This window comes from Xanthomonas sp. LMG 8993 (genome assembly GCF_009835065.2).
In the GTDB taxonomy this organism is placed as follows: Bacteria; Pseudomonadota; Gammaproteobacteria; order Xanthomonadales; family Xanthomonadaceae; genus Xanthomonas; species Xanthomonas arboricola.
Window position 1 is genome coordinate 76645 of record NZ_QVIF02000007.1, and the last position, 24307, is coordinate 100951.

The window sequence follows — 24307 nt, forward strand, 5'->3', positions numbered from 1 at the left end:
ATCCCCGCCCCTGATGCCCACCCCGCTGCGCCGCCGTCTCCGTCTGTTTCGCCGCTATGCGATCACTGCCACCGCGCTTGCGCTGGTGGCGATCGCGTTGCTGGTGGGCGCGGCCAGCCAGGCGTTGCCGTTGGCCGAGCAGCGGCCGCAGCAGATCGCTGCGTGGCTGAGCGAGCGCGCCGGCCAGCCGATTGCGTTCGATCGCCTGCAGACCGAATGGACCCGGCGCGGCCCGTTGCTGCGACTGGATGGCTTGCGGATCGGCCCGCATGGCGAGGTGCGTGTGGGCCAAGCCGAAATCCTGCTGGCGATGTACGCCGGCCTGTTGCCCGGCCACTCGCTGACCGAGGTGCGTCTGCGTGGCCTAGCGCTGACGCTGCAACGTAGCGACGATGGCGTCTGGTCGGTGCAGGGTCTGCCGGCCGGGCGGCGTTCGGACCCGCTGGAAGCGTTGCGCCGGCTCGGCGAGATCCAGGTGGCCGAGGCGCGCCTGCGCGTGGCCGCGCCGTCGATCGGCGTGGATACCACGCTGCCGCGCATCGACCTGCGCCTGCGCGTCAACGGCTCGACGGTGAAGGTCGGCAGCCGCGCCTGGATCGACCTGCAGCGCGCACCGCTGACCACGGTGATCGCGTTCGATCGCGACAGCGGCGACGGCAGCGCGTATGCGCAAGCCGACCCGGCCGATCTGGCCGCCTGGGCGGCGTTGCTGCAGTTCGGCGGCATGCGCGTGGACGGCGGCGGCGGACGCCTGCAGGCCTGGGCGCAGTTGCGCGCGCGCCGGATCACCGCAGTCACCGTGGATGCCGATCTGCAACAGCTGCGATTGTCCGGCGCGGCCTTGCCCGAGCAGACCGCACGCCGCACGTTGGTGTGGGAGCGGCTGCAGGCGCGCGCGCTCTGGCAGACCATCGACGGCGGCTGGCGCATGGATGCGCCGCTGCTGCGCTTGGGCCAGGCGGCCAGGCTGCAGCGGCTGGACGGGCTGAGCGTTGCCGGCGGGCGCCGTTATGCGGTGGTGGGCAACCACCTCGATGTCTCGGGCCTGATCGCGGCGGCCGCCTTGAGCGAGCAACTGTCGCCTGGCCTGCGGCGCTGGCTGAGCCTGTCCCGGCCGCAGTTGCGCCTGGCCGATCTGCAGATCGCCGGCGAGCAGGGCGGAGCGGTGCGCGCGCAGGGCCGGATCGAGGAACTGGGCTTTCTCCCGGTGGGCAACGCGCCGGGCATCAGCGGCCTGCGCGGCCGGATCAATGGCGATGCGCAGGCGATCCAGCTCGACCCCGCAGCGGATGCCACGCTGCGCTTCGACTGGCCGACCGGTTTCGGGGTGGTGCACGAGTTGCAGCTGGCCGGCAGCATCGTGGGCTGGCGCGACGGCGCCGGCTGGCAGGTCGCCACGCCGGCGTTGCGCGTGCAGGCCAAGGACTATGGCGCCAGCGTGCGCGGCGGGCTGTGGTTCCAGAACGATGGCAGCCGCCCGCGCATCCAGCTGGCCACGCAACTGGACGATGTCGCCTTGCCGGTGGCGCGCAAGTTCTGGATCCGCTCCAAGATGAGCAAGGCAGCCATCGACTGGCTGGACACGGCAGTTGCCGGTGGCGTGATCACCGGCGGCACCGGCCTGGTCAGCGGCGATCTGGACGACTGGCCGTTCGACAACAACGACGGCCGGTTCGAGGCGTTCGGCCAGATCCGCGACGGCGTGATCCCGTTCAATCCGGACTGGCCGGCGATGGAGCAAGTGCAGGCCGATCTGCGCTTCATCGGCAACGGATTTTCCCTGCAGGGCAAGGGCGAGCTGGCCGGCGCGCCGATCGCGTCGCTGGAGGCGGGCATTCCCAGCTTCGCCACCTCCGAGTTGTACGTGCGCGCCTCCACCCGGGCCGATGCCGCGCAGCTGCTGGGCATGTTGCGCAAGAGCCCGCTGGAGCAGCGCTACGGTGACACCTTGCGCAACCTCACAGTGTCCGGCCCGGCAGCGGTGAGCTTCGACCTGCTGCGTCCCCTGCGCACCGGCGGTGTGGGCGGCCATCTGCAGGGCACGGTCGCGCTGCAGGGCGCCAGGCTGGGCGATGCGCGCTGGAACCTGGCCTTCGACCAGGTCAGTGGACAGGCCGAGTACCGCGACAGCGGCTTTGCCGCCGAGCGCCTGAGCGTGCAGCACCAGGGCCGCAGCGGCGAGTTGTCGTTGCGTGCCGGTGGCTTCGTGCAGGACCCCAAGCAGGCCTTCGAGGCGCGCTTCGGCGCTACCCTGGATGCGAAAGAGCTGTTCGACCGCGCGCCGCAGATGGAATGGTTGCGCCCCTACGTGCATGGCAGCGCACCGTGGCAGGTGGGCGTGGACGTGCCGCTGACCTCACCGGGGCAGGCCGACGCGCAGGCGTTGCTGACACTGCGCTCGCAGCTGGTCGGTACCACCCTGGATCTGCCCGCACCCTTGGACAAGGCGGCCACGCAGCCGCTGGACACGCAGGTCAGGGTGGCCTTGCCGGTGGGCGATGGCGACATCGACGTGGCCTTCGGCAAGCTGGTTGCGCTCAAGGCCAGCAGCCAGGGCAACCAGACCGGCGTGCGCGTGGTCATGGGCACCGACACGGTCACCGAGCGGCCGCCTGCCAACGGCCTGGTGGTCACCGGCCGCACTGCCTCGCTGGATGCGATCGACTGGATCAGCCTGGCGCGCGGCAGCAGCGAGCCGGACATGCCGCCACTGCCGGGCCAGCCGGCAGCACCGAAGCAGGACGCCGTGCCATTGCAGCAGGTCGATGTGCAGGCCGACCGCTTGCTGATGATCGGCGGCGTGTTCCCGCAGACGCGCCTGCGCCTGCGGCCGACCCGTGACGCGGTGGCGGTGACCCTGGACGGCCCGTCGCTGGCCGGCCAGCTCAGCGTGCCCAATGCCGATGGCGCCGCCGTGCAGGGCAAGCTGAGCACGGTGCACTGGCAGCCGGTGGCCGCACCGGCCGAGCCGGCCGCGCCCGAGCCGGGCGATCCGTTGGCCGGTGCCTTGCCGGAACCGGCGCGCCGCGCGGTGGCCGAGTTCGACCCGGTCTCGATCCCGCCGCTGTCGCTGGACATCGACGACCTGCAGGTCGGCAAGATGACCCTGGGCACGGCCACCCTGCGCAGCAGCCGGCTGACCGACGGCATGCAGGTGGACCAACTGCAACTGCGCTCCAACGACCAGAACATCGGCCTGACCGGTGCCTGGCGCGGCAAGGGCGACTCCGCCAGCACCCGGCTGTCGGCACGGGTGGACAGCCGCAATCTCGGCAACCTGCTGCAGAACCTCACCCTGGGCGGCCAGCTGCGCGGCGGCGAAGGCCAACTGGAACTCAATGCCGGCTGGCAGGGCTCGCCGACCGGGTTTGCGCTCGGTTCGCTGGATGGCGACCTCAAGATCGACGTGCGCAACGGCCAGCTGCTGGAAGTGGATCCGGGCGCCGGCCGCGTGCTCGGCCTGCTCAGCGTGGCGCAGTTGCCACGCCGGCTGATGTTCGACTTCCGCGATTTCTTCTCCAAGGGGCTGGCCTTCAACAAGCTGGACGGCCAGGTGCGCTTCGGCGAGGGCTTCGCGCGCACCGATGCGATCCGCATCGAAGGCCCGGCCGCCGACATCGCCATCCGGGGGCAGACCGACCTGCGCGCGCAGACCTTCGACCAGACCGTGGACGTGAACCCCAAGGCCGGCAATCTGCTCACCGTGGTCGGCGCGGTGGCCGGCGGCCCGGTCGGAGCGGCGGTGGGCGCGGCCGCCAATGCGGTGCTCGGCAAACCGCTCGGGGCGATCGGCGCCAAGACCTATCACGTCACCGGGCCGTGGAAGGATCCGCAGGTGGACGTGGTGGAGCGCGAAGTGCGCGAGCGGGCGCCCGGCAAGCCGCCTGCAGAAGGCGCGCCCACGGCAACGCCAGCCACGCCCGGTCGGTCGCCACGCTGACGCGTCCGGTTGCGGGCGCGCTGGCGAGTGTTGCTGCTGAGTCGTCGCGGGCGCTCAGGCCTTGCGGCAAGTCGATCGAACGCGGCACCCGCGTCAGCGGGCACGTCCCGCGCGCCGATGCAGCGATGCACTCAGTCGAGCGGACTGTCGCCGTCGCTGTCGGCGCGCACGAACATCGGCAGACGCAGGCGCGAACGGTGGCTCTGCACCGGCGCCTGATCGGCACCGGCGACGCCACGGAAATAGCCGCGTTGCCATTTCTCGCGCGCGGCGACCGACTGCGCATCCGGCAGTTCCTGCAGGAACTGCGTGCGGCTGCGCGTCCAGTCGGCATGCTGCTGCGCCAGTTGCGGCGCCTCGGACAAGGGCTTCCACTGCGGCTGTACCTGTTCGATCAGCTGGCGCGGCAGCGGGAACAGATGGCAGAACGGCTCGCCGGCCTCGAAGCGCACTTGCCCGGGCCGGGTGAACTTCCAGTTCATGGTGAAGGTGTACGGGCTCCAGTCGGTTTCGACCATGCCGCTCAGCGCGCCGATGCCGTCCTTGGGCCGGTTCAATGGCCCGGTGACGAACAGATCCATGCCGGCATCGGTGCGAAACAGGCAGGGCACGTGGAAGGTCAGTACGCCGTAGCCGAAGTGGCTGAGCGCCGGTGACGCGGCGCCGGCATCGGCGCTGATCCGGATCGCATCCAGGCCGTCGCGCCCGTCCCAGCTGGCCTCGAAACCGGCTTGGCACAGCAGCTCCCAGCCATGCGCATTGGCGATCGCCAGCGGCAGGCAGCGGTAGGCATAGCGCTGGTCGGTGGCGTCCATCCAGTCGCGCTCGTGCGGGGCGGGGCGGATGTCCAGCGTATGGCCATCCAGGACGTGGGCAGTGAGCTTCATGCGCGGGCGTCGGCGTGGCGATGGGCCCGCGATGATAGCCGTGCCGCATGTTCAGCCGAACGACTTGTCTCCCCGGCGCGCGGGCCCCATCCTGACTGCATGACCGATAACGCTCTCACTCTGGCCGAAACCCGGCTGCTGCTTCCTTCCGGCCTGGACACCGGCCATCTCGACCGCACCTTCGGCGCCCTGCTGGGCCCGGGCATCGACTTCGGCGACCTGTACTTCCAGCATTCGCGGCGCGAGAGCTGGAGCGTGGAAGACGGCATCGTCAAGGACGGTGCGCATTCCATCGAACAGGGCGTGGGTGTACGCGCGATTGCCGGCGAGAAGACCGGTTTCGCCTATTCCGATGACATCCAGCGCGAGGCCTTGCTGGAGGCGGCGCAGTCCGCGCGCGCAATCTCGCGCGAGGGCGGTGCGCAATCCACCCGTTCGCTGGTGCGCGGCAACGGCCGTGCGCTGTACCCGGCCACCGACCCGATCGACGACATGGACAGCGCGACCAAGGTCGATCTGCTGCGCCGTATCGACCAGTACGTGCGCGCCGCCGACCCGCGCGTCAAGCAGGTGATGGTGAGCCTGTCCGGCGGGGTGGACACGGTGCTGATCGCGCGCAGCGACGGCGTGCTCGCCGCCGACGTGCGCCCGCTGGTGCGGCTGAACGTGCAGGTGATCGTCGAGCAGGGCGGGCGGCGCGAGTCCGGTTACTCCGGCGGCGGTGGCCGTTACGGCTATGCCGAACTGTTCGCAGATGGCCGCCCCGAAGGCTTCGCCCGCGAAGCGCTGCGTCAGGCGCTGGTCAACCTGGATGCGATTCCGGCTCCGGCCGGCGTGATGCCGGTGGTGCTCGGCCCGGGCTGGCCCGGCGTGCTGCTGCACGAGGCGGTAGGGCATGGCCTGGAAGGCGATTTCAACCGCAAGGGCACCAGCGTCTACGCCGGTCGCATTGGCGAGCGCGTGGCCTCGCCCGGCGTGACCATCGTCGATGACGGTACCCTGGATGGCCGCCGCGGCTCGCTCAATATCGACGACGAGGGCACGTCCACCCAGTGCACCACGCTGATCGAAGATGGCGTGCTGGTCGGCTACATGCAGGACACCCACAACGCGCGCCTGATGGGCGTGGCGCCGACCGGCAACGGCCGGCGTGAATCGTTCGCGCACCTGACCATGCCGCGTATGACCAACACCTACATGCGCGCCGGCGAGCACGATCCGCAGGAAATGATCCGCTCGGTGAAAAAGGGCATCTACGCGGTCAACTTCGGCGGTGGCCAGGTCGACATCACCAGTGGCAAGTACGTGTTTTCGGCCACCGAGGCCTACCTGATCGAAGACGGCAAGGTCACCGCGCCGGTCAAGGGCGCCACGCTGATCGGCAACGGCCCGGAGACCATGCAGAAGGTGCGCATGATCGGCAACGACCTGGCGCTGGACGAAGGCGTGGGCGTGTGCGGCAAGGACGGGCAGAGCGTGCCGGTCGGCGTCGGCCAGCCGTCGCTGCTGATCGACGGCATCACCGTTGGTGGAACGCAGGCCTGAGATGCGGGGATTTGGGAATCGGGATTCGGGATTCGCAACAGCAGGAAGCGCCGGGCGTGGCGGGTTCCGCTTGGGTGGATCCGGGAGCCGGGATCTGGGATTGGCAACGGCCGGGATGGCCGTTGCGGGGCTGGATGGATCGGGCGGAGCCTTATTCGTCGGCGTCCGACGCCGATTCGTCGTCTTCCAATCCCGATTCCCCACTCTCCAATCCCTGCTCCTGAGACAACTCGCGCAGCACCTGGAACAGCTCGCGGTAGGCGCGCGGCGGTTTGTTCTTGGCCCGCTCGTGGATGGCATTGCGCACCAGCTGGCGCAGTTGTTGACGGTCGGCGGCCGGGTAGGTTTCCAGCAGTTCGGCCAGCGCCACGTCGCCTTCGGCGAGCAGGCGCTCGCGCCAGCGCTCGACGCGGTGGATCGCGGCCACTTCGCGGCGCGCGGTGTCGCTGTTGGCATCCAGCGCATCGCGGATTGCGGCCAGCGTTTCGTCGTCCTCGCGGCGCATGTGCTTGGCCAGAAATGCCAGCTGGCGCTTGTGCGCGATATGCGAGGTGATGCGCTTGCTCTCCTCGATATGCGGGATCAGCGATTCGGGCACCGGCAACTTGGCCAGCTGCGCCGGAGTGAGCGCCACCAGCTTTTCGCCCAGGTCGAAGATTTCCAGCGCCTCGCGCCGCTGCTGGCTGCGGCTGGCGCCGCGGAATTCACCGGTGTCTTCGTCGCGTCCGCGCATTGCCATCCATCCGAAACAAGAAGTTATTCATCATTGAGACTAGGATAAAGCATTGAACGCACTCTCCTCCGAAACACGTGTCCAGGACGACAGCCTGCAGCGCCTGGATGCGCTCACCGACATCGCGCAGCGCCTGCTCGAGCGCGCCCGTGCCGCCGGCGCCACCCAGGCCGAAGTGAGCTGCAGCGAAGAGCGCGGCCTGGACGTCAACGTGCGCCTGGGCGATGTGGAGACGGTGGAATCCACCCGCGACCGCGGCATTGCGGTCACCGTGTACTTCGGCAAGCGCAAGGGCAGCGCCAGCACCGCCGATCTGCAGGATTCCAGCCTGGAATCGACCGTTGCCCAGGCCTGCGCGATCGCCCGTTACACCGAGGACGATGTCGCTGCCGGCCTGGCCGACCCGGAGCTGATGGCGCGCGACTTCCCCGAGCTGGACAGCTGGCACCCGTGGGCGCTGGACGCCGACACCGCGGTGGACCTGGCGCTGGCCTGCGAGAGCGCCGGGCGCGATGCCGATGCGCGGATCAGCAACTCGGACGGCGCCTCGGCCAGCACCGGGCTCAGCCTGTCGGTCTACGCCAACTCGCATGGTTTCATCGGCCGCGAGCGCGGCACCCATCATTCGATCAGCTGTGCGCTGATTGCCGGCCAGGGCGACGGCATGCAGCGCGATGGCTGGTACAGCAGCGCGCTGGCGCGCGAAGACCTGGAGGCGCCGGAAGCGATCGGCCGCCACGCCGCCGAACGCACCCTGGCGCGGCTGCAGCCACGCTCGTTGCCGACCGGCCAGTTGCCGGTGCTGTTCGCGCCGGAAGTGGCGCGCTCGCTGGTCGGGCATCTGCTCGGCGCGGTCTCCGGCGGCGCGCTGTATCGCCGCGCCAGCTTCCTGCTCGATAGTGTCGGCAGCAAATTGTTTCCGGACTGGTTCAACATCGAAGAACTGCCGCACCTGCGCCGCGGCCTGCGCTCGGCCGCCTTCGATGGCGAAGGCGTGGCGACGCGGCGTTCGGCATTGATCAGCGACGGCGTGCTGCAGCGCTATGTGCTGGGCAGCTACTCCGCACGCAAGCTGGGCCTGCAGACCACCGCCAACGCCGGCGGCGTGCACAACCTGCAGGTCACCGCCAACGCCGGCGACCTGGCTTCGCTGGTTGCCGGCATGTCGCGCGGCCTGCTGGTCACCGAGCTGATGGGCAACGGCGTCAATCCGGTGACCGGCGATTATTCGCGCGGCGCCGGTGGCTTCTGGATCGAGAACGGCGTGATCGCCTATCCGGTCGACGGCCTGACCATCGCCGGCAATCTGCGCGAGATGTTCGCCGGCATCGAGGCGGTCGGCAGCGATGTCGATCCGCGCTCGCACGTCAAGATCGGCTCGGTGCTGGTCAACCGCATGACGGTGGCAGGCGATAGCTGAGCGCGGCTGAGCAGGGCTGCTGCGCCAACTGCACAGCGCCCGGCGCGCGCGCGTCGGGCCGCTCTGCCTGGCGGCAACCGCCGTGCAGAGCCGAGACCATGTCTTCCCGCACTGGTGGCTGGCTGAATCGTTGTTATAGTCCGCCGCACCACAACCATGCATGGGGAGACATGATGAGCGAATTCGAGTCACACGCCGTACCGCCGCCGCCGCCGCCGATCGGGACCAGCACACCGTCGGAGGAGCGCACCCTGGCGCTGGCCGCGCACTTGCTCGGCATCCTGACGTCCTTCATCGGCGCGCTGGTGATCTGGCTGATCAGCAAGGACGCCAGCCCGTCCAAGCCGTTCGCCACCGATCAGGCCAAGGAGGCGTTGAACTTCCAGATCACCGTGATCATTGCCTATGTGGCTGCGGTGATCCTGACCATCGTGTCGTTCGGCATCCTGTTCTTCGTGCCGACGCTGGTGTGGATCGCCAACCTGGTGCTGTGCATCCTGGCCGCAGTCAAGGCCAACAACGGTGAACACTACCGTTATCCGTTCACGCTGCGCCTGATCAAGTAATCCGGCGCGGTGCAAATGACAAAGGCCCGGCAGCGATGCCGGGCCTTTGTCGTTTCAGACGATGACGCGATCAGTTCTGCGCCGGGGTGTTCTCGGCGAAGTACTCGTGGCTGTCGGCATTGGTGATCGCCTGGGCTGGGTTGCTGATCGCCAGGCTGCGCGCGCCGGACTGGCCGTAGACACGGTCCTGGGTGCCGGCGACGACCGTGAAGTGGCTGGTCTCGTGCACCAGCGTGCCAGCCTTGGAGTCGGTGCCGGTTGTCGACGCACTCCAGAACGCATTGCAGACATGGATCTCGTACGGCTGGTTCGGATAGACGTAGGCGAAGGCGTCCGCCAGATCCGCTTCGCAGCTGCAGTTGATCGTCAGCTGGCCGTTGTTCTGGTCCAGCGCGTTGTCGATGTTGACGAAGTTCGAGCTGACCCGGCTGTAGCGCGAGGCATTGTAGGCGCCGAACCAGGTGGTGTAGCGCGCACCGGTGCTGCCGGCATTGAGGTAGTTGCGCGCGTTCTGCGAGTAAGTACGCGCGGCAGTGACGGCACTGGCGGCCTGATTGGTGCGGGTGGTGCTGCAGTTGAGGTAGTTGATGCCATTAACCACGGCGGTCGGACCGATTGCGAGCTGGCGCTGCACGCCGCGACGCGCGCCGTCCAGCCAGACCGTGAGCGGCGTGCTGGTGGCCACGGCCGGCTGGCCGTTGGCCGCCTTCATCAGACTGCCATCGGACAGCGAGGCATATTGCAGCGACGAACGGACCTGGATGGTGTAGTTGCCACTGGTCGACAGATCGTAGGCGCCGGCCAGATCGACCTCGCCCTTGACGCTCTGGCCCGGCTTGAGGATGGTGAAGTCCGCCGCCTTGGGCAGGCCACGCTTGACCAGGCGTCCGGTGTAGGCCACCGGCGCGCCATCGCGGCTCACTTCCAGGATGCCGTTGTCCAGCGTCTGCAGCGGCAGCTGATAGGTCGGCACGCGTGCGATCTGGCTGCCGTTGTTGGTGACGGTCACCGCGATCTTGCCCTGGTGTCGCCCGGCCTGATCGGCGACCGGCGCCAGTTCGATGGTCAACGGGACCGGGCCGCGCACGGACTGCGCCTGCGCCGAACCGAGCACGCCAACAACGGCCAGCGTGCCTGCTGCAAACGATGCGAGAAAAACGTTCTTCACCAGTGACTCTCCATGTGGTCGGGGGATGTCCGCGAACGCGGGCAGGTCAACCTAGGCAGAGCGAGCAGACGCAACAAGAGAACCGATTGATGTGGTTTTTGGCCTGCCGGCAGTCAGGCAATGACAAATGCGGACACCGATGGCGACAATTCAGCCTGGAAGTGTGAATTATTCCGCACTTTATTGCCGCCCTGCCGAAGTTTTCATGTGAAAAATGTATGGAAGGAGAAGTTACGTTCTGTGACGCAGCGCAGCGCTTGCAGGGCGGTGTGCTGCAGCCGCACCGTGCGCTGGCGCACGGTATGCGCAAAGGCCGGTGCGAGCGCCTGATCGCTGCGGGCTGCTGAAGTCGAACGCGCTGCCGTAGTCGCCGTGCGTGGTGGCGTTGAAGCCGGCTGCGCGGCCGCTCGCCCTTGCGCATCGGCGGAGCCTGCGCATGTCGCCAGGCATCGGCGCACGAGGCGCCCGGCGCGCCTGTGCGGCAGCTCAAACGAACGCGGAGCGCTAGTGCGCGCGGTCCACCGCAAACCGGCCCAGCGTCGCCAGCGTGTCGCCGGGCGCACCGTAGGGCTGCAGGATGTCGTGCATGCGGGCGGCCAGTTCGGCCAGCTTGGCCTTGGCGCCGTCCATTCCGAGCAGGGCCGGATAGGTGGACTTGGCCTGCGCGGCGTCCTTGCCGGCGGTCTTGCCCAGCTGCGCCGAGCTCGATTCCACATCCAGGATGTCGTCGCGGACCTGGAACGCCAGGCCCAGCGCATCGGCAAATGCATCCAGGCGTTGCTGGTCGTCGGCTGCGGCAGCGCCGGTCAGCGCGCCCATGCGCACCGCGGCGCGGATCAGTGCACCGGTCTTGAGGGCGTGCATGCGCTCGAGATCGCGCAGCGATTGCAACTGGCCGGTGGCATCGATATCCAGCGCCTGGCCGCCGCACATGCCGGCAGCGCCTGCGGCGGTGGCCAGACTCTGCAGCCAGCCGACCCGCAGCTCCGCGCTGACCGGGGCCGCAGCCAGCAGCTCGAAGGCGCGCGTCTGCAGCGCGTCGCCGGCCAGGATCGCCGTGGCTTCGTCGAAGGCGATGTGCACGGTGGGCTGGCCACGGCGCAAGGCGTCGTCGTCCATTGCCGGCAAGTCGTCGTGCACCAGCGAATAGGCGTGGATCAGCTCCACCGCCACCGCGGGCGTGTCCAGGCGGTCCTCGTCGGCGCCGAACAGTGCGCCGGTCGCATACACCAGCAGCGGGCGCATGCGCTTGCCGCCGCCCAGCACCGCGTGCCGCATCGCGGCGTGCAGTCGCTGCGGCGCCAGGGTGGGACTTGGCAGACTGGCCTCCAGGCTGCGTTCTGTGCGGCCGATCCAGTGCTCGAACAACGCCGAACTCACCTCAGCCGCCGTCCTGCGACGGCGCCTGGAAGTCTTCGGCCAGATCGGGGCGCGCGGGGTCGGTCAGCATGCGCACGCGCAGTTCGGCCTGTTCCAGTGCCTGCTGGCAGTCGCGGTACAGGCCAATGCCGCGCTCGTAGGCGGTGAGCGACTGCTCCAGGCTCTGGTCGCCGACTTCCATCTTCTGCACCAGTTGCTCGAGTTCTTCCAGCGACTGTTCGAAGCGGGCGACCGGGGATGTTTCGTTCAAGGATTTTTTGACCATCGTCAAAGTGTGCGGCGCGCAGGCAGGCGGGTCAATTCGCAGTGGCGTGGTCGCGCCATCGCAAGGATGCGCCATGCGCGCGCAGCCAGTCGCTCAATGCTGCCGAGACGATGCGGTCGCCGGCTGCCAGCACCCGGCCGTCGGCCCACAGGACCGGCAGGCGCGCGCGTTGCCAGGGCGGTAGATCCAGCGCCTGCAGCAGGTGCTTGAGCCGGTGCGAATGCGCGCGCTGTGGCAGCACGATGCGTTCGCCACCCTGGCGTGCGCGCACCAGCAGCGGTTGCCCGAAGCGCAGGCCGGGTGCGCCGTGCAACTGCAGTTGCGCGCCATCCGGCAGTGGCAGCGGGGACGTGCCATCCCAGCAGGCCTGCCATGACGCCGGCCACGTGCTGTGCGGACGCAGCAGGTACAGGCACTGGCGCCAGCGCCGCACCTGCACCTGTTGCCAGGCAAAGCAGGCCTGCCGATCCGGCGCGTCGTCGTCGATTTCCTGCTCCAGGGCGGCAACGCCGTGCGCAGGCAGCGGTGGCGCCTGCGCTGCCGCCACCCAGGCGCGCAGCAGCCGCGGCCGACGTGTTGCCGGCTGCGCACGCAAGGCCTGCAGATCCAGTGCGCCGGCGGCGGTCAGTAGGCCGGGCAGCAGCGCGGTGTCCTCCTGCAGTAGCAGGTCGCTGGCATCGGCGCTCAGCTGCGCGCTGCGCGCCAGTGCCTCGGCGGCCTGTGGCCAGCGCTGCTGCAGTACGGGCATCAGCTGGGTACGCAGGAAGTTGCGGTCGTGGCGCGCGTCGGCGTTGCTGGGGTCTTCGATCCATTGCAGGCGATGTGCCTGTGCATACGCCAGCACCTCTGCGCGCGCATGCGCCAGCAGGGGACGCCACAGCATGCCGGCGGCGAAGGGACGCTGCGCGCGCATCGCGGCCAAGCCGTCCGGGCCGGAAGCGCGCAGTGCGCGCAGCAGGAAGGTTTCGGCCTGATCGTCGCGATGGTGCGCCAGCGCCAGCCATTCGCCGGGCGCCAGTGCCGCGGCAAACGCGGCGTGGCGTGCATGGCGTGCCGCCGCTTCCAGCCCCAGGCCGCTGTCGCGCGCGACCTGCACGTGCGCGATCTGCAAGGGGACGTGCAGGGTGTCGCAGTGGCGCTGGCAATGCGCGGCCCAGGCGTCGGCATCGGCATGCAGGCCGTGATGCACATGCACTGCACGCAGCCCCGTGTCGCGATAACGCGGCGTCGCTGCCAGCAGGTGCAGCAAGACGCTCGAATCCACGCCGCCGCTGTAGGCGACCAGCACCGGGCCGGGCGGCGCCGCGGGTGGCAGCAATCCGGTCATCGATGCAGATGGCGTGCTGCGACGCTGCATCCGCACGCGGGCGGCGGGGCACGCCGCGCCGCCACCGTCCGCGCTGCGCGCAGCCTGCCCATCAGCGTTTGGCCGCAGTCTCGAACGTGGCCGACTGCGGCAACTCCACCGGCACGCCGGCGCTGTCGCAGGTACCGGCCTTGCACAGGCGCTCGCGTAGGCGCGGGGTGGCCTGCACGATGACGTGGTAGATCACGTTCTCTTCCAGCGTGCCGCGGAAGGCTGCGCTGCCCGGGCCGGTGGCCCAGATGCCGACGTCTTCGCCGCCATGGCTTTCGGACTTGGTCGGTACCAGCGATTCCTGCATGTAGCTGGGCGCCTCGGTATCGACATGGGTCAGGTCCGGGCGGCCGGCGGCCGGCTCGCTGTTGCTGGGTTCGTGCGGGTACTTCTTGGGGCCGGCCGGCTGCGCGTTGCTGGCGCCGGTGTAGCCGGGGCCGTTGGCGTAGCTCAGCGTGGTGTAGGGCTGGCCGGCCAGGTCGGTGGCCAGCTGGCTGCGGTCGCCTTCTTCGCCGCCGGTGCCGCGCACCTTGCCCAGAATCGGGTTGCCGCGCACCGGGTAGCCGACGAAGTTGAGCGTATGCGAATGGTCGGCGGTGACGATGATCAGCGTGTCCGGCGGCGCGGTCTGCACGGCGGCGCGTACTGCATCGGACAGCGAGACGGTTTCGTCGAGCGCGCGGTAGGCATTGCCGGCGTGGTTGGCGTGATCGATGCGGCCGCCTTCGACCATCAGCACGAAGCCGTTCGGGTCGCGCGACAGCGACTGGATCGCGGTACGGGTCATCTCGGTCAGGCTGGGCTCGCCCTGCGCGGTGCGATTGCGGTCGTGGTCGAACTGCATGTGATCCGGCTCGAACAGGCCAAGCAATGCGGGCGCGCCGGCGGCCGCCTGCAACTGTTGTTCGTTCCACACGTAGGCGCCCTGCGGGTGCGCCTGCTTCCACTCGGCGACCAGATCGCGGCCGTCCAGGCGCAGGCCGACCTTGTCGTCGTATTCCGGATCGCGCTCCTGCACGGTCTGGAACTGGCTGCGTCCGCCGCCCAGCACCACCTGCGGGCCACGCCCGAAGCGCGCGCTGGACAGCAGTTGCTGGGCGATGTCCTGGCAGCCGGCAGTGCGGGCGGACTCGGGCAGGTCGGTGTCGTTTTCCCAGTTGCGGTCCGGCGAATGCGCATAGGTCGCCGCCGGGGTGGCATGGGTGAGGCGGGTGGTGGTGACGATGCCGGTGGCCATGCCGGCGCTGTCGGCCAACTGCAGCCAGCTCAGCAGACCCTTGCCCAGGCTGTCGGCGCAGTCGCTGCGGTTGCCGCTGCTGACGCCGATCGCGCCCATATGCGTTTTCACCCCGGTGGTGATCGCGGTCATGGTGCCGGCCGAATCCGGCGTCTGCGAATCGGTGTTGTAGGTCTTGCTGAAGGCGGTGGCCGGAAATTGTTCCCAGGACAGCAGGTTCTCCTCGCCCGGCTCGCCCTTGCGCTGGCCATCCAGGATGCGTGCTGCCGCCACCGTGGTCAGGCTCATGCCATCGCCCAGGAACAGGATCACGTTGCGCGCGCGCCCGGCCATCGCGCCGTTGCCGGCTGCGCGCGCGGCACCCGAGCGGTACCACCATTGCGGCGTCTCGCCGGCGGGATGCACCACCTGCGGTACCTCCACACGCACGGCGGTGGGCGCGGATGCGCTGGTGCCGGCGCTGGACGCGCAGGCGGCGACACACACGGTGGTCAGGGCGGCGAGGGCAGGCAGGCGGTAACGCATCGGCATCGAACTCGTGACTGAATCAGCGCGCATTATGCCGGGATGCCTGGTGTCACACAGATGACACGCCGCTGTTCCAGTCGTGGCCTCGCGGGCGACGCGGGCCTGGGCTATGGTGCATGCACTCTCCCCCCGGATGATTCGACGCATGACATTGGTCTCGGCCTGGTTGCGCATTCCGTTCTGGCAACGCGTGGTGGCCGGCTTCGTGCTCGGCGCGCTGGCCGGCTGGGCCATGGGGCCGGCGGCCGATGTGTGGTTCGGCCCGCTCGGCGATCTGTACGTCACCCTGATCAAGATGATCGCGATCCCGCTGGTGTTCTTTGCGGTGATCAATGCGATCTCCTCGCTGCACGGGCAAAAATCCGTCGCCGCGCTCGGTGGGCGCACCTTCCTGTGGTTCGTCATCACCGCCGCGCTGGCGGTGGGCGTGGGCCTGGCAGTGGGCACGCTGATGCAGCCCGGCGCCGGCCATTTCAGCCTGAGCGTGGATTCGGCCTGGAAACCGCGCGATGTGCCCAGCCCGATCAAGGTGCTGCTGGACGTGGTGCCCTCCAACCCGTTCTACGCACTGACCGGCATCGGCACCAAGACCAATGCGGCCGGCGAAACGGTGCTGGCGGCCGGGCGCGGATCGATCCTGCCGGTGATCTTCTTCGCCGCGCTGCTGGGCTTTGCGATGGTCCAGCTCGGCGAGCGCGTGGCCGAGGCACGCAAGCTCACCGCGCAGTTGAGCGACATCATGATCCAGGTCACCCGCTTCGTGCTGGAGATGACCCCGCTCGGCACCTTCGGGCTGATCGCCAGCCTGGTCGGCAGCTATGGCTTCGAGAAACTGCTGCCGTTCGGCAACTTCGTGCTGGCGCTGTATGTGGCCTGCGCGATCCATATCGTAGTGGTCTACAGCAGCCTGTTGTTGCTGCATGGATTGAACCCTTGGAAGTTCTTCCGCGGCGCGGCGCCGGGCATGCAGGTGGCCTTCGTCAGTTCATCGAGCTTTGCCGCGATGCCGGTGGCGATGCGCTCGATCACGCATAACCTGGGCGTCAGCAAGGACTACGCCGCGTTTGCGGTGCCGCTGGGTGCCAGCATCAAGATGGATGGCTGCGGTGCGATCTTCCCGGCCCTGTGCGCGGTATTCATCGCCCAATACACCGGCGTGCCGCTGACCGCCAACCAGTATTTCGTGGTGTTGATCGCCTCGGTGCTGGGCAGCTTCGGCACCGCCGGCGTACCCGGCACCGCGGTGATCATGGCCACGGTGGTGTTGAGCGCGGCCAACCTGCCGCTGGAAGTGATCGGCTACCTGTACGCGATCGACCGCATTCTCGACATGATGCGCACCATGACCAACGTGACCGGGCAGATGCTGGTGCCGGTGCTGGTGGCCAAGGAAACCGGCCTGCTCGACAAGGCCGTTTACGAGTCGGCCTCGACCAACGTGGGCCTGGAAGATCCGCTGACCGATCGCGCGCCGCCGCAGCGCTGACTGCCGCCGATGCGCGCTGGATTTCCCACGCTGCGCGATCGCCTGCAGCAGTTGCCCGAGTTGCACAGCGTCGACGGCGTGTTGGTGCAGCGGTCGTTGGCCGACGACCCGTTCGAGCAGCAGTATCTGCAGGTTCGGCGCAAGGAAGGCCGGCTCTACACCGATGCACAGGTGCGCAGCCTGCCGCGTCCCGGCGGCAAGCTCGGCGCCAGTCTGGAATGGCAGGTGCGTGCGCTGTCCAGCGCCTTGCTGGTCCAGCACCTGCGCGCGCAGGCAGGCGAGGGCGCCATAGCCGAACTGGGCTGCGGCAACGGCTGGCTGTCGCAGCTGCTGGCGCAGTCGCTGCAGCGCGACGTCTGCGGCATCGACGTCAACCGCACCGAGCTGACCCAGGCCGCGCGCGTGTTCGGCCATGACCAGCGCCTGAGTTTCATCGCCGCCGATATCCAGACCCTGGCGCTGCCACGCGATCTGTTCGACGTCATCGTGGTCCCGGCCTGCATCCAGTATTTCGCCGACCCTGCGGCATTGGTCGTGCGCCTGCTCGCCCAACTACGCGACGGCGGCGAGCTGCACATCCTCGACAGCCCGCTGTATGCGGATGCGCAAGCCGCCAACGCAAGCGCCGCGCGCAGCCTGCGTTACTTCACCGAACTGGGCGCTCCGGCGCTGGCCGCGCACTACCACCAGCATACTTACGCCAGCTTCGACCGCTTTGTGGTGCAGCGACTGTTCGACCCGCGACGCCCGGGGGCGCGCCTACGAAGAATGCTCAGGATGAAACAACCCCACTTTCCGTGGCTGTGCCTGCGCAGGCAGGACAACCTGGATGCGCTGCGTTCCTGAGTGAAGCATCGGCATTGCCGGACCCGGTGTCAGGCGTTTGCCTCGGGCGCGCTGACGTCCCACCCGCATGGCACACTGCCAGCTCATCCATTGACGGGGGCGGGCGGTGATTGGCCAACAGCGTGATCTGACATTTCGTTTTCTGGCCGAGCCCAGCGACGTCAACTTCGGCGGCAAGGTGCATGGCGGCGTGGTGATGAAGTGGATCGACCAGGTCGGCTTTGCCGCAGCCAGTGGCTGGAGCGGGCATTACTGCGTCACCGTGGCGGTGGGCGGCATCCGCTTCGTGGCGCCGGTGCGGATCGGCGATCTGGTCGCGGTGTCGGCCAAGCTGGTCTACACCGGGCGCACCAGCATGCACTTCGCCATCGATGTGCGAGCGCGCAGCCCGATGGGCGGCGACTCGCGGCTCTGCACGCATTGCATCATCGTGTTCGTGGCGATGGACCCGGATGGTGTCACGCCGGTGGAAGTGCCTTCCTGGCGGCCGGGCACGCCCGAGGATCAGCGCCTGGCCGAATACGCGCTCAAGGTGATGGAACTGAGCAAGGGCATCGAGGACACCATGGCGCATTACCAGGCCGATGCCGCGCGCTGATCGGGGTGGCGAGGTGTGTGGTGCTGCGTACGGGATCCAGATGCGTGCGCGGCGACGGTAGGGAGCTTCCGCGCAAAGATTGTCCACAACGCAAAAGGCCGCGGAATCTCCGCGGCCTTTCTGTCGTGCAGTGGATCAGCTGCTCGGGATCACAGCACCCGACGTGCCTGGATGAACTTCTCGCTCCAGTAACCGCTGGCCAGCGAATCCACGCGCACGTCCTTGCCGCGGCTGGGCGCGTGCAGGAACTTGCCATCGCCGACCACCAGGCCCACGTGGTCGATGCGACCACGCCTGCCGAAGAACACCAGATCGCCTGCCTTGAGCGCGTTGGGGTCCTTGATCAGTTCAGCAGACTCGTCGCGCGCGATGTCGCGCGAGACGCGCGGCAGGTCGATACCCAGGGCGGTCTTGAACACATAGCCGACCAGGCCGCTGCAGTCGAAACCTTCGGTGGACTCGCCGCCCCAGACGTACGGGGTGCCGAGCAGGGCCATGGCGCGTTGCAGGATCACCTGCACACGGCTGTCGGCCACGGCGTTCTGGGCAGCATTGGCTGCGCTCTGGGAGACGTCGTAATTGGCCAGCAGGCGGCTGAGGTCACCGGCGAACATCGCCGAGCGGTCCATCAGCGGAATGGCGTCGTTGGCGGCCAGGTGCGGAAGCAGGGCGGCCAGTGTTGCGGTGGCAGCGGCGTCGGCGCGGCTGCGGGTTGCGGCTTTCTCGGCGGCGACGGCGCTGTCTGGCGTGGTCGTCTGCGGAGCGGATGCGGTGCCGTTGGCGGTCTGGGCCAGGGCGGGTAGGGCTGCGAGCCAAAGAGCGGTGGCGCATAGCAGGCGGAGCGGTTTCCGGGGCGGAAGCGGTGCGGCGCCAGTGTTGATCTGTTCGTCGTTCGTCACGCGGGAATCACAATTCTGCTGTCGATGCGGGATGATGCCTTGGTGAAAGAATCGTTACGTTCAAAAAAGGTTAAATTTCCGTTTTATGAAATGTGATGCATATCACATATCAGGGCAAAACCCGTTTTGAACCTGAATAATGGTCACGCCAGTAGGCGCCATCCAGGAAATCCAAGCGGACGGTACCGCCGGTGTTCGGAGCATGTACGAAGCGGCCTTCACCGACATAAATGCCGACATGGGTCACGTTGCCGCTGGAGCCGAAGAACACCAGATCGCCGGTGGTCAACTGCTCCGGCGGGATGCGCGGGCCCTGCACCGCGGCCAGCTCCCGCGAGGTGCGTGGCAGCGACAGCGCCAGCACATCCTTGTAGACATAGGTGACCAGCCCGCTGCAGTCGAAGCCGGTTTCCGGCGTATTGCCGCCGAAGCGGTACGGCGTGCCGACCAGGCCCAGCGCACGCATCAGGATGTTGTTGGCGGCAGCCGGGTTGGACGGCGGCACCTGTGGCCAGACACGCGGTGCCGGTGGCGGGGTGGCGGCCGGTCGACGGACCGGCGCCTGTGCGCAACCGCCCAGCAGCACGAGCAGGCCCAGCAACGAACTGGCCGCGGCGCGGCGGGCGCGGGCGGCGAAAACTGGCGTGATATGCATGGAGCCGGGATAATGGGCGGTTCGAAAGGTCGCCATGATGGCGGCGCACCCGGCGGCCGACAAGCCGTCCTCCACCGTCTGCCACCGGGCAGCCTATCCAGAGCCAGGCATGAAGATCGAAAAAGACAGCGTCGTCCGCTTCCACTACACCGTTTCCGAGCTCGGCCAGGAGCCGATCGAGAGCTCCAAGGAGCGTGACCCGTTGGCGATCATGATCGGCCACGGCAACATCATTCCGGGCCTGGAAGCGGCCATGATGGACAAGGAAGCCGGCGACAGCTTCGGCGTGGACGTCAAGGCCACCGAAGCGTACGGCGAATACCGCGAAGGCCTGAGCCAGCGCGTGCCCAAGAAGCACTTCGGCGCCACCAAGCTGGTCCCGGGCACCCAGGTGGTGCTGCAGACCAACTTCGGCCCGCGCGCAGTGACGGTGCAGAAGGTCGGCATGAGCGTGGTCGACGTCGATCTCAATCACCCGATGGCCGGCAAGGACCTGCACTTCGACGTGGAGATCATCGAGGTGCGTGAAGCCACCCAGGAAGAGCGCGACCACGGGCATGTGCATGGCGAAGGCGGCCATCACCACTGAGCGCAGTCGTCACGTTGCCTGTGTGGCAGACGGACTGATGCGGTCTATCTGCAGGATCGGCATGCACCGCACGGTGATGCCGGCTTGCACGCGCCGATCGTGTGTGTGTGACCAGCGTTGGCTGAATGTGTTTCCGCGGCCCGCCATCTCGGCGGGCTGTTTGCATGTTGCGCGCCGCGATCGCCGCGCCGCGCTGCCCGAGCCGAGATGACCCCGCGCGATCCTTTGCTGCCCATCGCAATCAGCGAGCGAATCGCGGTGCTCGACGTGCTGCGCGGTTTTGCGCTGCTGGGCATCCTGCTGATGAATATCGAAGCCTTCGTCGGCCCGCTCGATCTGGCGGTCACCGGCGTGGAGCCGCATTGGCGCGGCGCCGACCGGGTTGCCGATGCGCTGGTGTACCTGCTGGTGCAGGGAAAGTTCTACACGCTGTTCTCGCTGCTGTTCGGCATGGGCTTTGCGGTGATGGCGCAACGCGCCGCGCAGGCCGGGCGCGGGTTGTTCGGCACCTATCTGCGCCGTACCGTCGGGCTGCTGGTGATCGGCCTGCTGCATGCGCTGCTGCTGTGGTCCGGCGATGTGCTGGTCACCTACGCCTTGCTGGCCTTGTTGCTGCTGGCCACGCGCTCGGTGCCGACGGTGACGCTGCCGTGGTTTGCCGCGCTGGTCTACTGTTGCGCGCCCGGGTTGACGCTGCTGTACGGCGTCGCAGGCACCTTGATGCAGCTCGATCCGGCGGCTGCCGTGGAATGGAAGGCCGCGATGGCCGATGCGGCGCAACAGGCGGCAGCGAACGTGCAGGCGCAGCGCGCCGCCTTCGGGAGCGGCAGCTATGCGCAGGCCACGCTGCAGCGCTGGCACGACCTGCAGCACGCGATGACCGGGCTCAGCATCAATGGCCCGGCGATGCTCGGCATGTTCCTGCTGGGTAGCTGGTTTGTGCGCAGTGGCGCGATCGCCGCGCCCGAGCGCTTCCCGCGCCTGTTTCGGGCCCTGCGCTACGTGGTGCTGCCGCTCGGGCTGGGCGTGATGGGGGTGAGTTACGCGCTGGAGCCGTGGATTGATCCGGCGCGGCTGGATCTGCGCCTGTCGGGTGCGTTCGCGTTGTCGCTGATTGCCGGCCCGCTGATGAGCCTGGGCTATGCGGCCTGGGTGGTGCGCCTGGCGCCGCGCCTGGCCTGGCTTGCGCCCGCCGGACGCATGGCGCTGAGCAACTACCTGCTGCAGTCGCTGGTGTGCACGTGGATCTTCTACGGTTACGGGCTGGGCTATTTCGAGCAGCTGCCGCGCGTATGGCAGCTGCCGTTCGCGCTGGCGCTGTTTGCGTTGCAGGTGGTGCTGAGCCAATGGTGGTTGCGCTGGTTCCGCTTCGGGCCGATGGAATGGCTATGGCGCAGCGTGACCTATCTGCGTGTGCCGCCGATGCGCCGCAGCGACGCGCGCGTGGGGTAGTGCGCACATGAGCGGCGCGCCTGTCGATGTGGTGGTGGTCGGTGCCGGCGCCATTGGGCTGGCGACTGCACTGGCACTGGTCGAAGCGGGCCGGCAGGTGCACGTGCTCGACGCCGGTGCGGTGGGTGCGGCGACGTCGTACGGCAACTGCGGCACCATCACGCCGAGCCATGCGCCGCCGCTGGCAGCGCCGGGCATGATCGCGCAGGCGCTGAAATGGATGCTGACGCCGGACGCGCCGCTGTATATCCGGCCACGTCTGGACCCGGCGCTGTGGCGCTGGTTGCTGCAGTTCGCCCAGCGCTGCAATACGCGTCACTGGCAGGCCAGCGCGCAGGCGCGCGCGGCGTTGCTGGGCGATGCGCGGCAACGCTTCGACGACTGGGTCGAGCGCTATGCGCTGGACTGCGAATTTCGCAGCGATGGGCTGGACTACGTGTTTGCCGATGCGCGCCGCTTTGCGCACTATCGCCACGAGTGCAACGTGCTTGCGCAGTGGGGTATCCAGGCCGAAATGATCGACGGTGCCGACTACGTGCGCCAGGATCCGGCATTCCGCGCGGGCATTGCCGGTGCGATCCATTTCCCCGGCGATGCGCATCTGCGCCCGGAGCGTTACACCGCAGAACTGGCAAGAGTGCTGCGCGCGCGCGGTGCGGTGATCCAGGCGCAGTGCCGCGTCGATGCGGTGGTGCCGGACGCACGCGGCGCGTGCGTGCACACCGCGCGTGGGCGACTGCAGGCGCGCGAGGTGGTCATCGCAACCGGCCCGTGGTCGCCGCTGCTGGCGGCGCAACTGGGATTGCGTCTGCCGGTGCAGGCCGGCAAGGGTTATTCGATCACCTATACCGCCCCGGCGCTGATGCCGCGTCGCCCGGTGGTGCTGAAGGACCGTTGGGTGTTCGTGGTGCCATGGCGCGATCGTCTGCGTATCGGTAGCACGATGGAATTCTCCGGGCACGACACCCACCTCAACCCCACGCGCCTTGCGGCACTGGAGCGCGCAGCGGCCGATTATCTGCATGCGCCGGCTGGCCCGGCCGTGATCGAGCGCTGGTATGGATGGCGGCCGATGACCTGGGACGACGTGCCGGTGCTGGGCGCGGTGCCGGGCCGTCCTCACGTCTGGCTCGCAGCGGGACATGGCATGCTCGGCATCAGCATGAGCACTGCAAGCGGACAACTGATGGCCGACCTGATCACGGGCCGCGCACCTGCGCTGGACCCGCATCCCTACCGGGCGGAGCGCTTCGCATGAGTGCCCGGTACGACTACGACGTGGTGATCCTGGGAGGCGGCTCCGGTGGATTGGCCGCTGCGTTTCGCGCGGCCAAGTATGGCGCGCGCGTGGCGATGATGGAGCCGAACGAATTGGGCGGCACCTGCGTCAATCTCGGCTGCGTGCCGAAGAAGGCGATGTGGCTGGCGGCCGATCTGGCCGGCAAGATCGAGCTGGCCGGGGCGCTGGGTTTCGATGTGCCGCGACCGACCCTGGCGTGGCAGGAACTGGTCACCCACCGGCAGGGCTACATCGGCAACATCCACGCCAGTTATCGGCGCCGCCTCGACGAAGATGGCGTGGTCATGATTCCGCAGCGCGGCGTGTTGCAGGATCGCCATACCATCATGGGCAGCGACGGCGTGCCGGTGACCGCCGAGCACATCGTGATCGCCACCGGTGCGCACCCGCTGCGCCCGGACATCGAAGGTGCCGAGCACGGTGAGGTGTCCGACGATTTCTTCAATCTCTGTCATGCGCCCGCGCAGGTAGCGATCATCGGCGGCGGCTATATCGCGGTGGAGATCGCCGGCCTGCTGCAGGCGCTGGGCAGCCGGGTGCATCTGTTCGTGCAGGGCGAGCGGTTGCTGGAGCGCTTCGATGCCGAGCTGACCCTGCAACTGGCCGACAACCTGCGGCATCTTGGCGTGCGCCTGCATTTCGGGTTTTCCACCACCGGCCTGGAGCGCGATGCAGAAGGCAGGCTGCGCGTGCATGGTCATCCCGCGCACCCCAGCGAGCAGGGCAACGACGTCTTCGACAAGGTGTTTTTCGCCACCGGCCGGCGCGCCAACACGGCGGGGCTGGGTCTGGAGGAGGTCGGGGTGCGCCTGGGCGACAAGGGCGAGGTGGTGGTGGACGAAGGCCAGACCACCAGCGTGCCGAACATCCATGCCATCGGCGATGTCGGCGGCAAGGTCGGACTGACGCCAGTGGCAATCGCGGCGGGACGCAAGTTGATGGATCGCCTGTTCGGCAAGCAGCCGGATGCGCGCATGGACTACGAAGGCGTGCCGAGCGTGGTGTTCTCGCATCCGCCGCTCGGGCAGGTCGGACTGACCGAGGAGCAGGCGCGCGCGCGGCACGGCAGCGCGGTGCGTGTCTACCGCAGCAACTTCCGCCCGATGTTGCACGCGCTGGCCGACGCGCCGCAGCGCAGCCTGTTCAAGCTGGTCTGTGTGGGCGAACAGGAGCGCGTGGTCGGCGTGCATCTGCTGGGCGAGAGCGCCGACGAAATGCTGCAGGGCTTTGCGGTGGCAGTGAAGATGGGTGCGACCAAGCGCGACTTCGACGAGACCGTGGCGATCCATCCCACCTCGTCGGAAGAGATCGTGTTGATGCACTGATGCACTGATGCACTGATGCATTGGTGCGGCAGTTGTGACCGGGCCGACGAGGGCATCAGCGCCCTGCCGGATGCAGGGACTCGCGTCGGCCCCTGCGTGCCACAACTTGCGGCAGCCCCGCGCGCAAACAC

The 24307-nt window shown here is 68.3% G+C and carries 20 protein-coding genes; 11 read left to right on the plus strand and 9 right to left on the minus strand.

The features are described 5' to 3' along the window. Positions 1-13: 13 nt before the first annotated feature. A complete protein-coding gene (locus DYQ94_RS13890) occupies positions 14-3940 on the plus strand; it encodes a YhdP family protein (RefSeq protein WP_126965943.1) in 3927 nt (1308 codons plus the stop codon). A gap of 131 nt (positions 3941-4071) precedes the next feature. On the opposite strand, the gene DYQ94_RS13895 is transcribed toward DYQ94_RS13890, so the two are convergent. Then, positions 4072-4827 (minus strand): DUF6065 family protein, encoded by a 756-nt coding sequence (locus tag DYQ94_RS13895; RefSeq protein WP_126965944.1) that lies wholly within the window; start codon positions 4825-4827, stop codon positions 4072-4074. A gap of 99 nt (positions 4828-4926) precedes the next feature. On the opposite strand from DYQ94_RS13895, the gene tldD reads away from it, so the two are divergent. Further along, positions 4927-6372: a metalloprotease TldD gene (gene tldD / locus DYQ94_RS13900; protein ID WP_160954455.1), complete on the plus strand. Its 1446-nt coding sequence runs from the start codon at positions 4927-4929 to the stop codon at positions 6370-6372. A 151-nt stretch (positions 6373-6523) separates the two neighbouring features. On the opposite strand, the gene yjgA is transcribed toward tldD, so the two are convergent. After that, positions 6524-7105 carry a ribosome biogenesis factor YjgA gene (yjgA, locus tag DYQ94_RS13905; protein WP_039526393.1) on the minus strand — a complete coding sequence of 194 codons (582 nt, stop codon included), beginning with the start codon at positions 7103-7105 and terminating at the stop codon, positions 6524-6526. A 52-nt stretch (positions 7106-7157) separates the two neighbouring features. Between yjgA and pmbA the strand changes: the two genes are divergently transcribed. Further along, positions 7158-8525, plus strand: coding sequence for a metalloprotease PmbA (gene pmbA / locus DYQ94_RS13910; RefSeq protein ID WP_065032483.1), 1368 nt, complete (start codon positions 7158-7160; stop codon positions 8523-8525). Between the two features lie 98 nt (positions 8526-8623). Beyond that, on the plus strand, positions 8624-9091 hold the full coding sequence (locus DYQ94_RS13915) for a DUF4870 domain-containing protein (protein WP_047128973.1): 468 nt from the start codon (positions 8624-8626) through the stop codon (positions 9089-9091). 70 nt (positions 9092-9161) lie between these two features. Here DYQ94_RS13915 and DYQ94_RS13920 read toward each other — a convergent pair whose 3' ends face one another. The 5 genes from DYQ94_RS13920 to DYQ94_RS13940 all read right to left on the minus strand — a co-directional run bounded on the left by DYQ94_RS13920 (position 9162) and on the right by DYQ94_RS13940 (position 15029). Next, positions 9162-10259 carry a M35 family metalloendopeptidase gene (locus DYQ94_RS13920; RefSeq protein ID WP_039522258.1) on the minus strand — a complete coding sequence of 366 codons (1098 nt, stop codon included), beginning with the start codon at positions 10257-10259 and terminating at the stop codon, positions 9162-9164. A 504-nt stretch (positions 10260-10763) separates the two neighbouring features. Further along, positions 10764-11639, minus strand: coding sequence for a polyprenyl synthetase family protein (locus DYQ94_RS13925; RefSeq protein ID WP_126965946.1), 876 nt, complete (start codon positions 11637-11639; stop codon positions 10764-10766). A 1-nt stretch (position 11640) separates the two neighbouring features. Next, complete coding sequence (locus DYQ94_RS13930; RefSeq protein ID WP_016903977.1) at positions 11641-11904, minus strand: exodeoxyribonuclease VII small subunit; 264 nt, start codon at positions 11902-11904, stop codon at positions 11641-11643. A 31-nt stretch (positions 11905-11935) separates the two neighbouring features. Continuing rightward, positions 11936-13231 (minus strand): tRNA lysidine(34) synthetase TilS, encoded by a 1296-nt coding sequence (tilS, locus tag DYQ94_RS13935; protein ID WP_126965947.1) that lies wholly within the window; start codon positions 13229-13231, stop codon positions 11936-11938. A gap of 91 nt (positions 13232-13322) precedes the next feature. Next, positions 13323-15029, minus strand: a complete 1707-nt coding sequence (locus DYQ94_RS13940; RefSeq protein ID WP_126966140.1) for an alkaline phosphatase — start codon at positions 15027-15029, stop codon at positions 13323-13325. Positions 15030-15171: 142 nt separating this feature from the next. Here DYQ94_RS13940 and DYQ94_RS13945 point away from each other — a divergent pair, with 142 nt between their 5' ends. From DYQ94_RS13945 to DYQ94_RS13955, 3 genes are all read left to right on the plus strand, one after another. Next, positions 15172-16512, plus strand: coding sequence for a dicarboxylate/amino acid:cation symporter (locus tag DYQ94_RS13945; RefSeq protein ID WP_160954456.1), 1341 nt, complete (start codon positions 15172-15174; stop codon positions 16510-16512). Positions 16513-16521: 9 nt separating this feature from the next. Next, positions 16522-17358: a class I SAM-dependent methyltransferase gene (locus tag DYQ94_RS13950; protein WP_104650879.1), complete on the plus strand. Its 837-nt coding sequence runs from the start codon at positions 16522-16524 to the stop codon at positions 17356-17358. A 106-nt stretch (positions 17359-17464) separates the two neighbouring features. Next, positions 17465-17956 (plus strand): acyl-CoA thioesterase, encoded by a 492-nt coding sequence (locus DYQ94_RS13955; RefSeq protein WP_024939524.1) that lies wholly within the window; start codon positions 17465-17467, stop codon positions 17954-17956. Between the two features lie 149 nt (positions 17957-18105). Here DYQ94_RS13955 and DYQ94_RS13960 read toward each other — a convergent pair whose 3' ends face one another. Both DYQ94_RS13960 and DYQ94_RS13965 read right to left on the minus strand, forming a co-directional pair. Then, a complete protein-coding gene (locus DYQ94_RS13960; RefSeq protein WP_016903983.1) occupies positions 18106-18855 on the minus strand; it encodes a C40 family peptidase in 750 nt (249 codons plus the stop codon). Between the two features lie 109 nt (positions 18856-18964). Further along, a complete protein-coding gene (locus DYQ94_RS13965; RefSeq protein WP_175430018.1) occupies positions 18965-19573 on the minus strand; it encodes a C40 family peptidase in 609 nt (202 codons plus the stop codon). 46 nt (positions 19574-19619) lie between these two features. Between DYQ94_RS13965 and DYQ94_RS13970 the strand changes: the two genes are divergently transcribed. The 4 genes from DYQ94_RS13970 to gorA all read left to right on the plus strand — a co-directional run bounded on the left by DYQ94_RS13970 (position 19620) and on the right by gorA (position 24176). Next, complete coding sequence (locus tag DYQ94_RS13970) at positions 19620-20099, plus strand: FKBP-type peptidyl-prolyl cis-trans isomerase (RefSeq protein WP_024939526.1); 480 nt, start codon at positions 19620-19622, stop codon at positions 20097-20099. Positions 20100-20306: 207 nt separating this feature from the next. Beyond that, positions 20307-21551 (plus strand): DUF418 domain-containing protein, encoded by a 1245-nt coding sequence (locus tag DYQ94_RS13975; protein ID WP_126965949.1) that lies wholly within the window; start codon positions 20307-20309, stop codon positions 21549-21551. A 7-nt stretch (positions 21552-21558) separates the two neighbouring features. After that, positions 21559-22809: an NAD(P)/FAD-dependent oxidoreductase gene (locus tag DYQ94_RS13980; protein WP_126965950.1), complete on the plus strand. Its 1251-nt coding sequence runs from the start codon at positions 21559-21561 to the stop codon at positions 22807-22809. Further along, the gene (gorA, locus tag DYQ94_RS13985) at positions 22806-24176 is read left to right on the plus strand and encodes a glutathione-disulfide reductase (RefSeq protein ID WP_184429058.1); all 1371 of its coding nucleotides are present in this window, start codon (positions 22806-22808) and stop codon (positions 24174-24176) included. Before DYQ94_RS13980 ends, gorA begins: the two co-directional genes overlap by 4 nt. Positions 24177-24307: the final 131 nt, after the last annotated feature.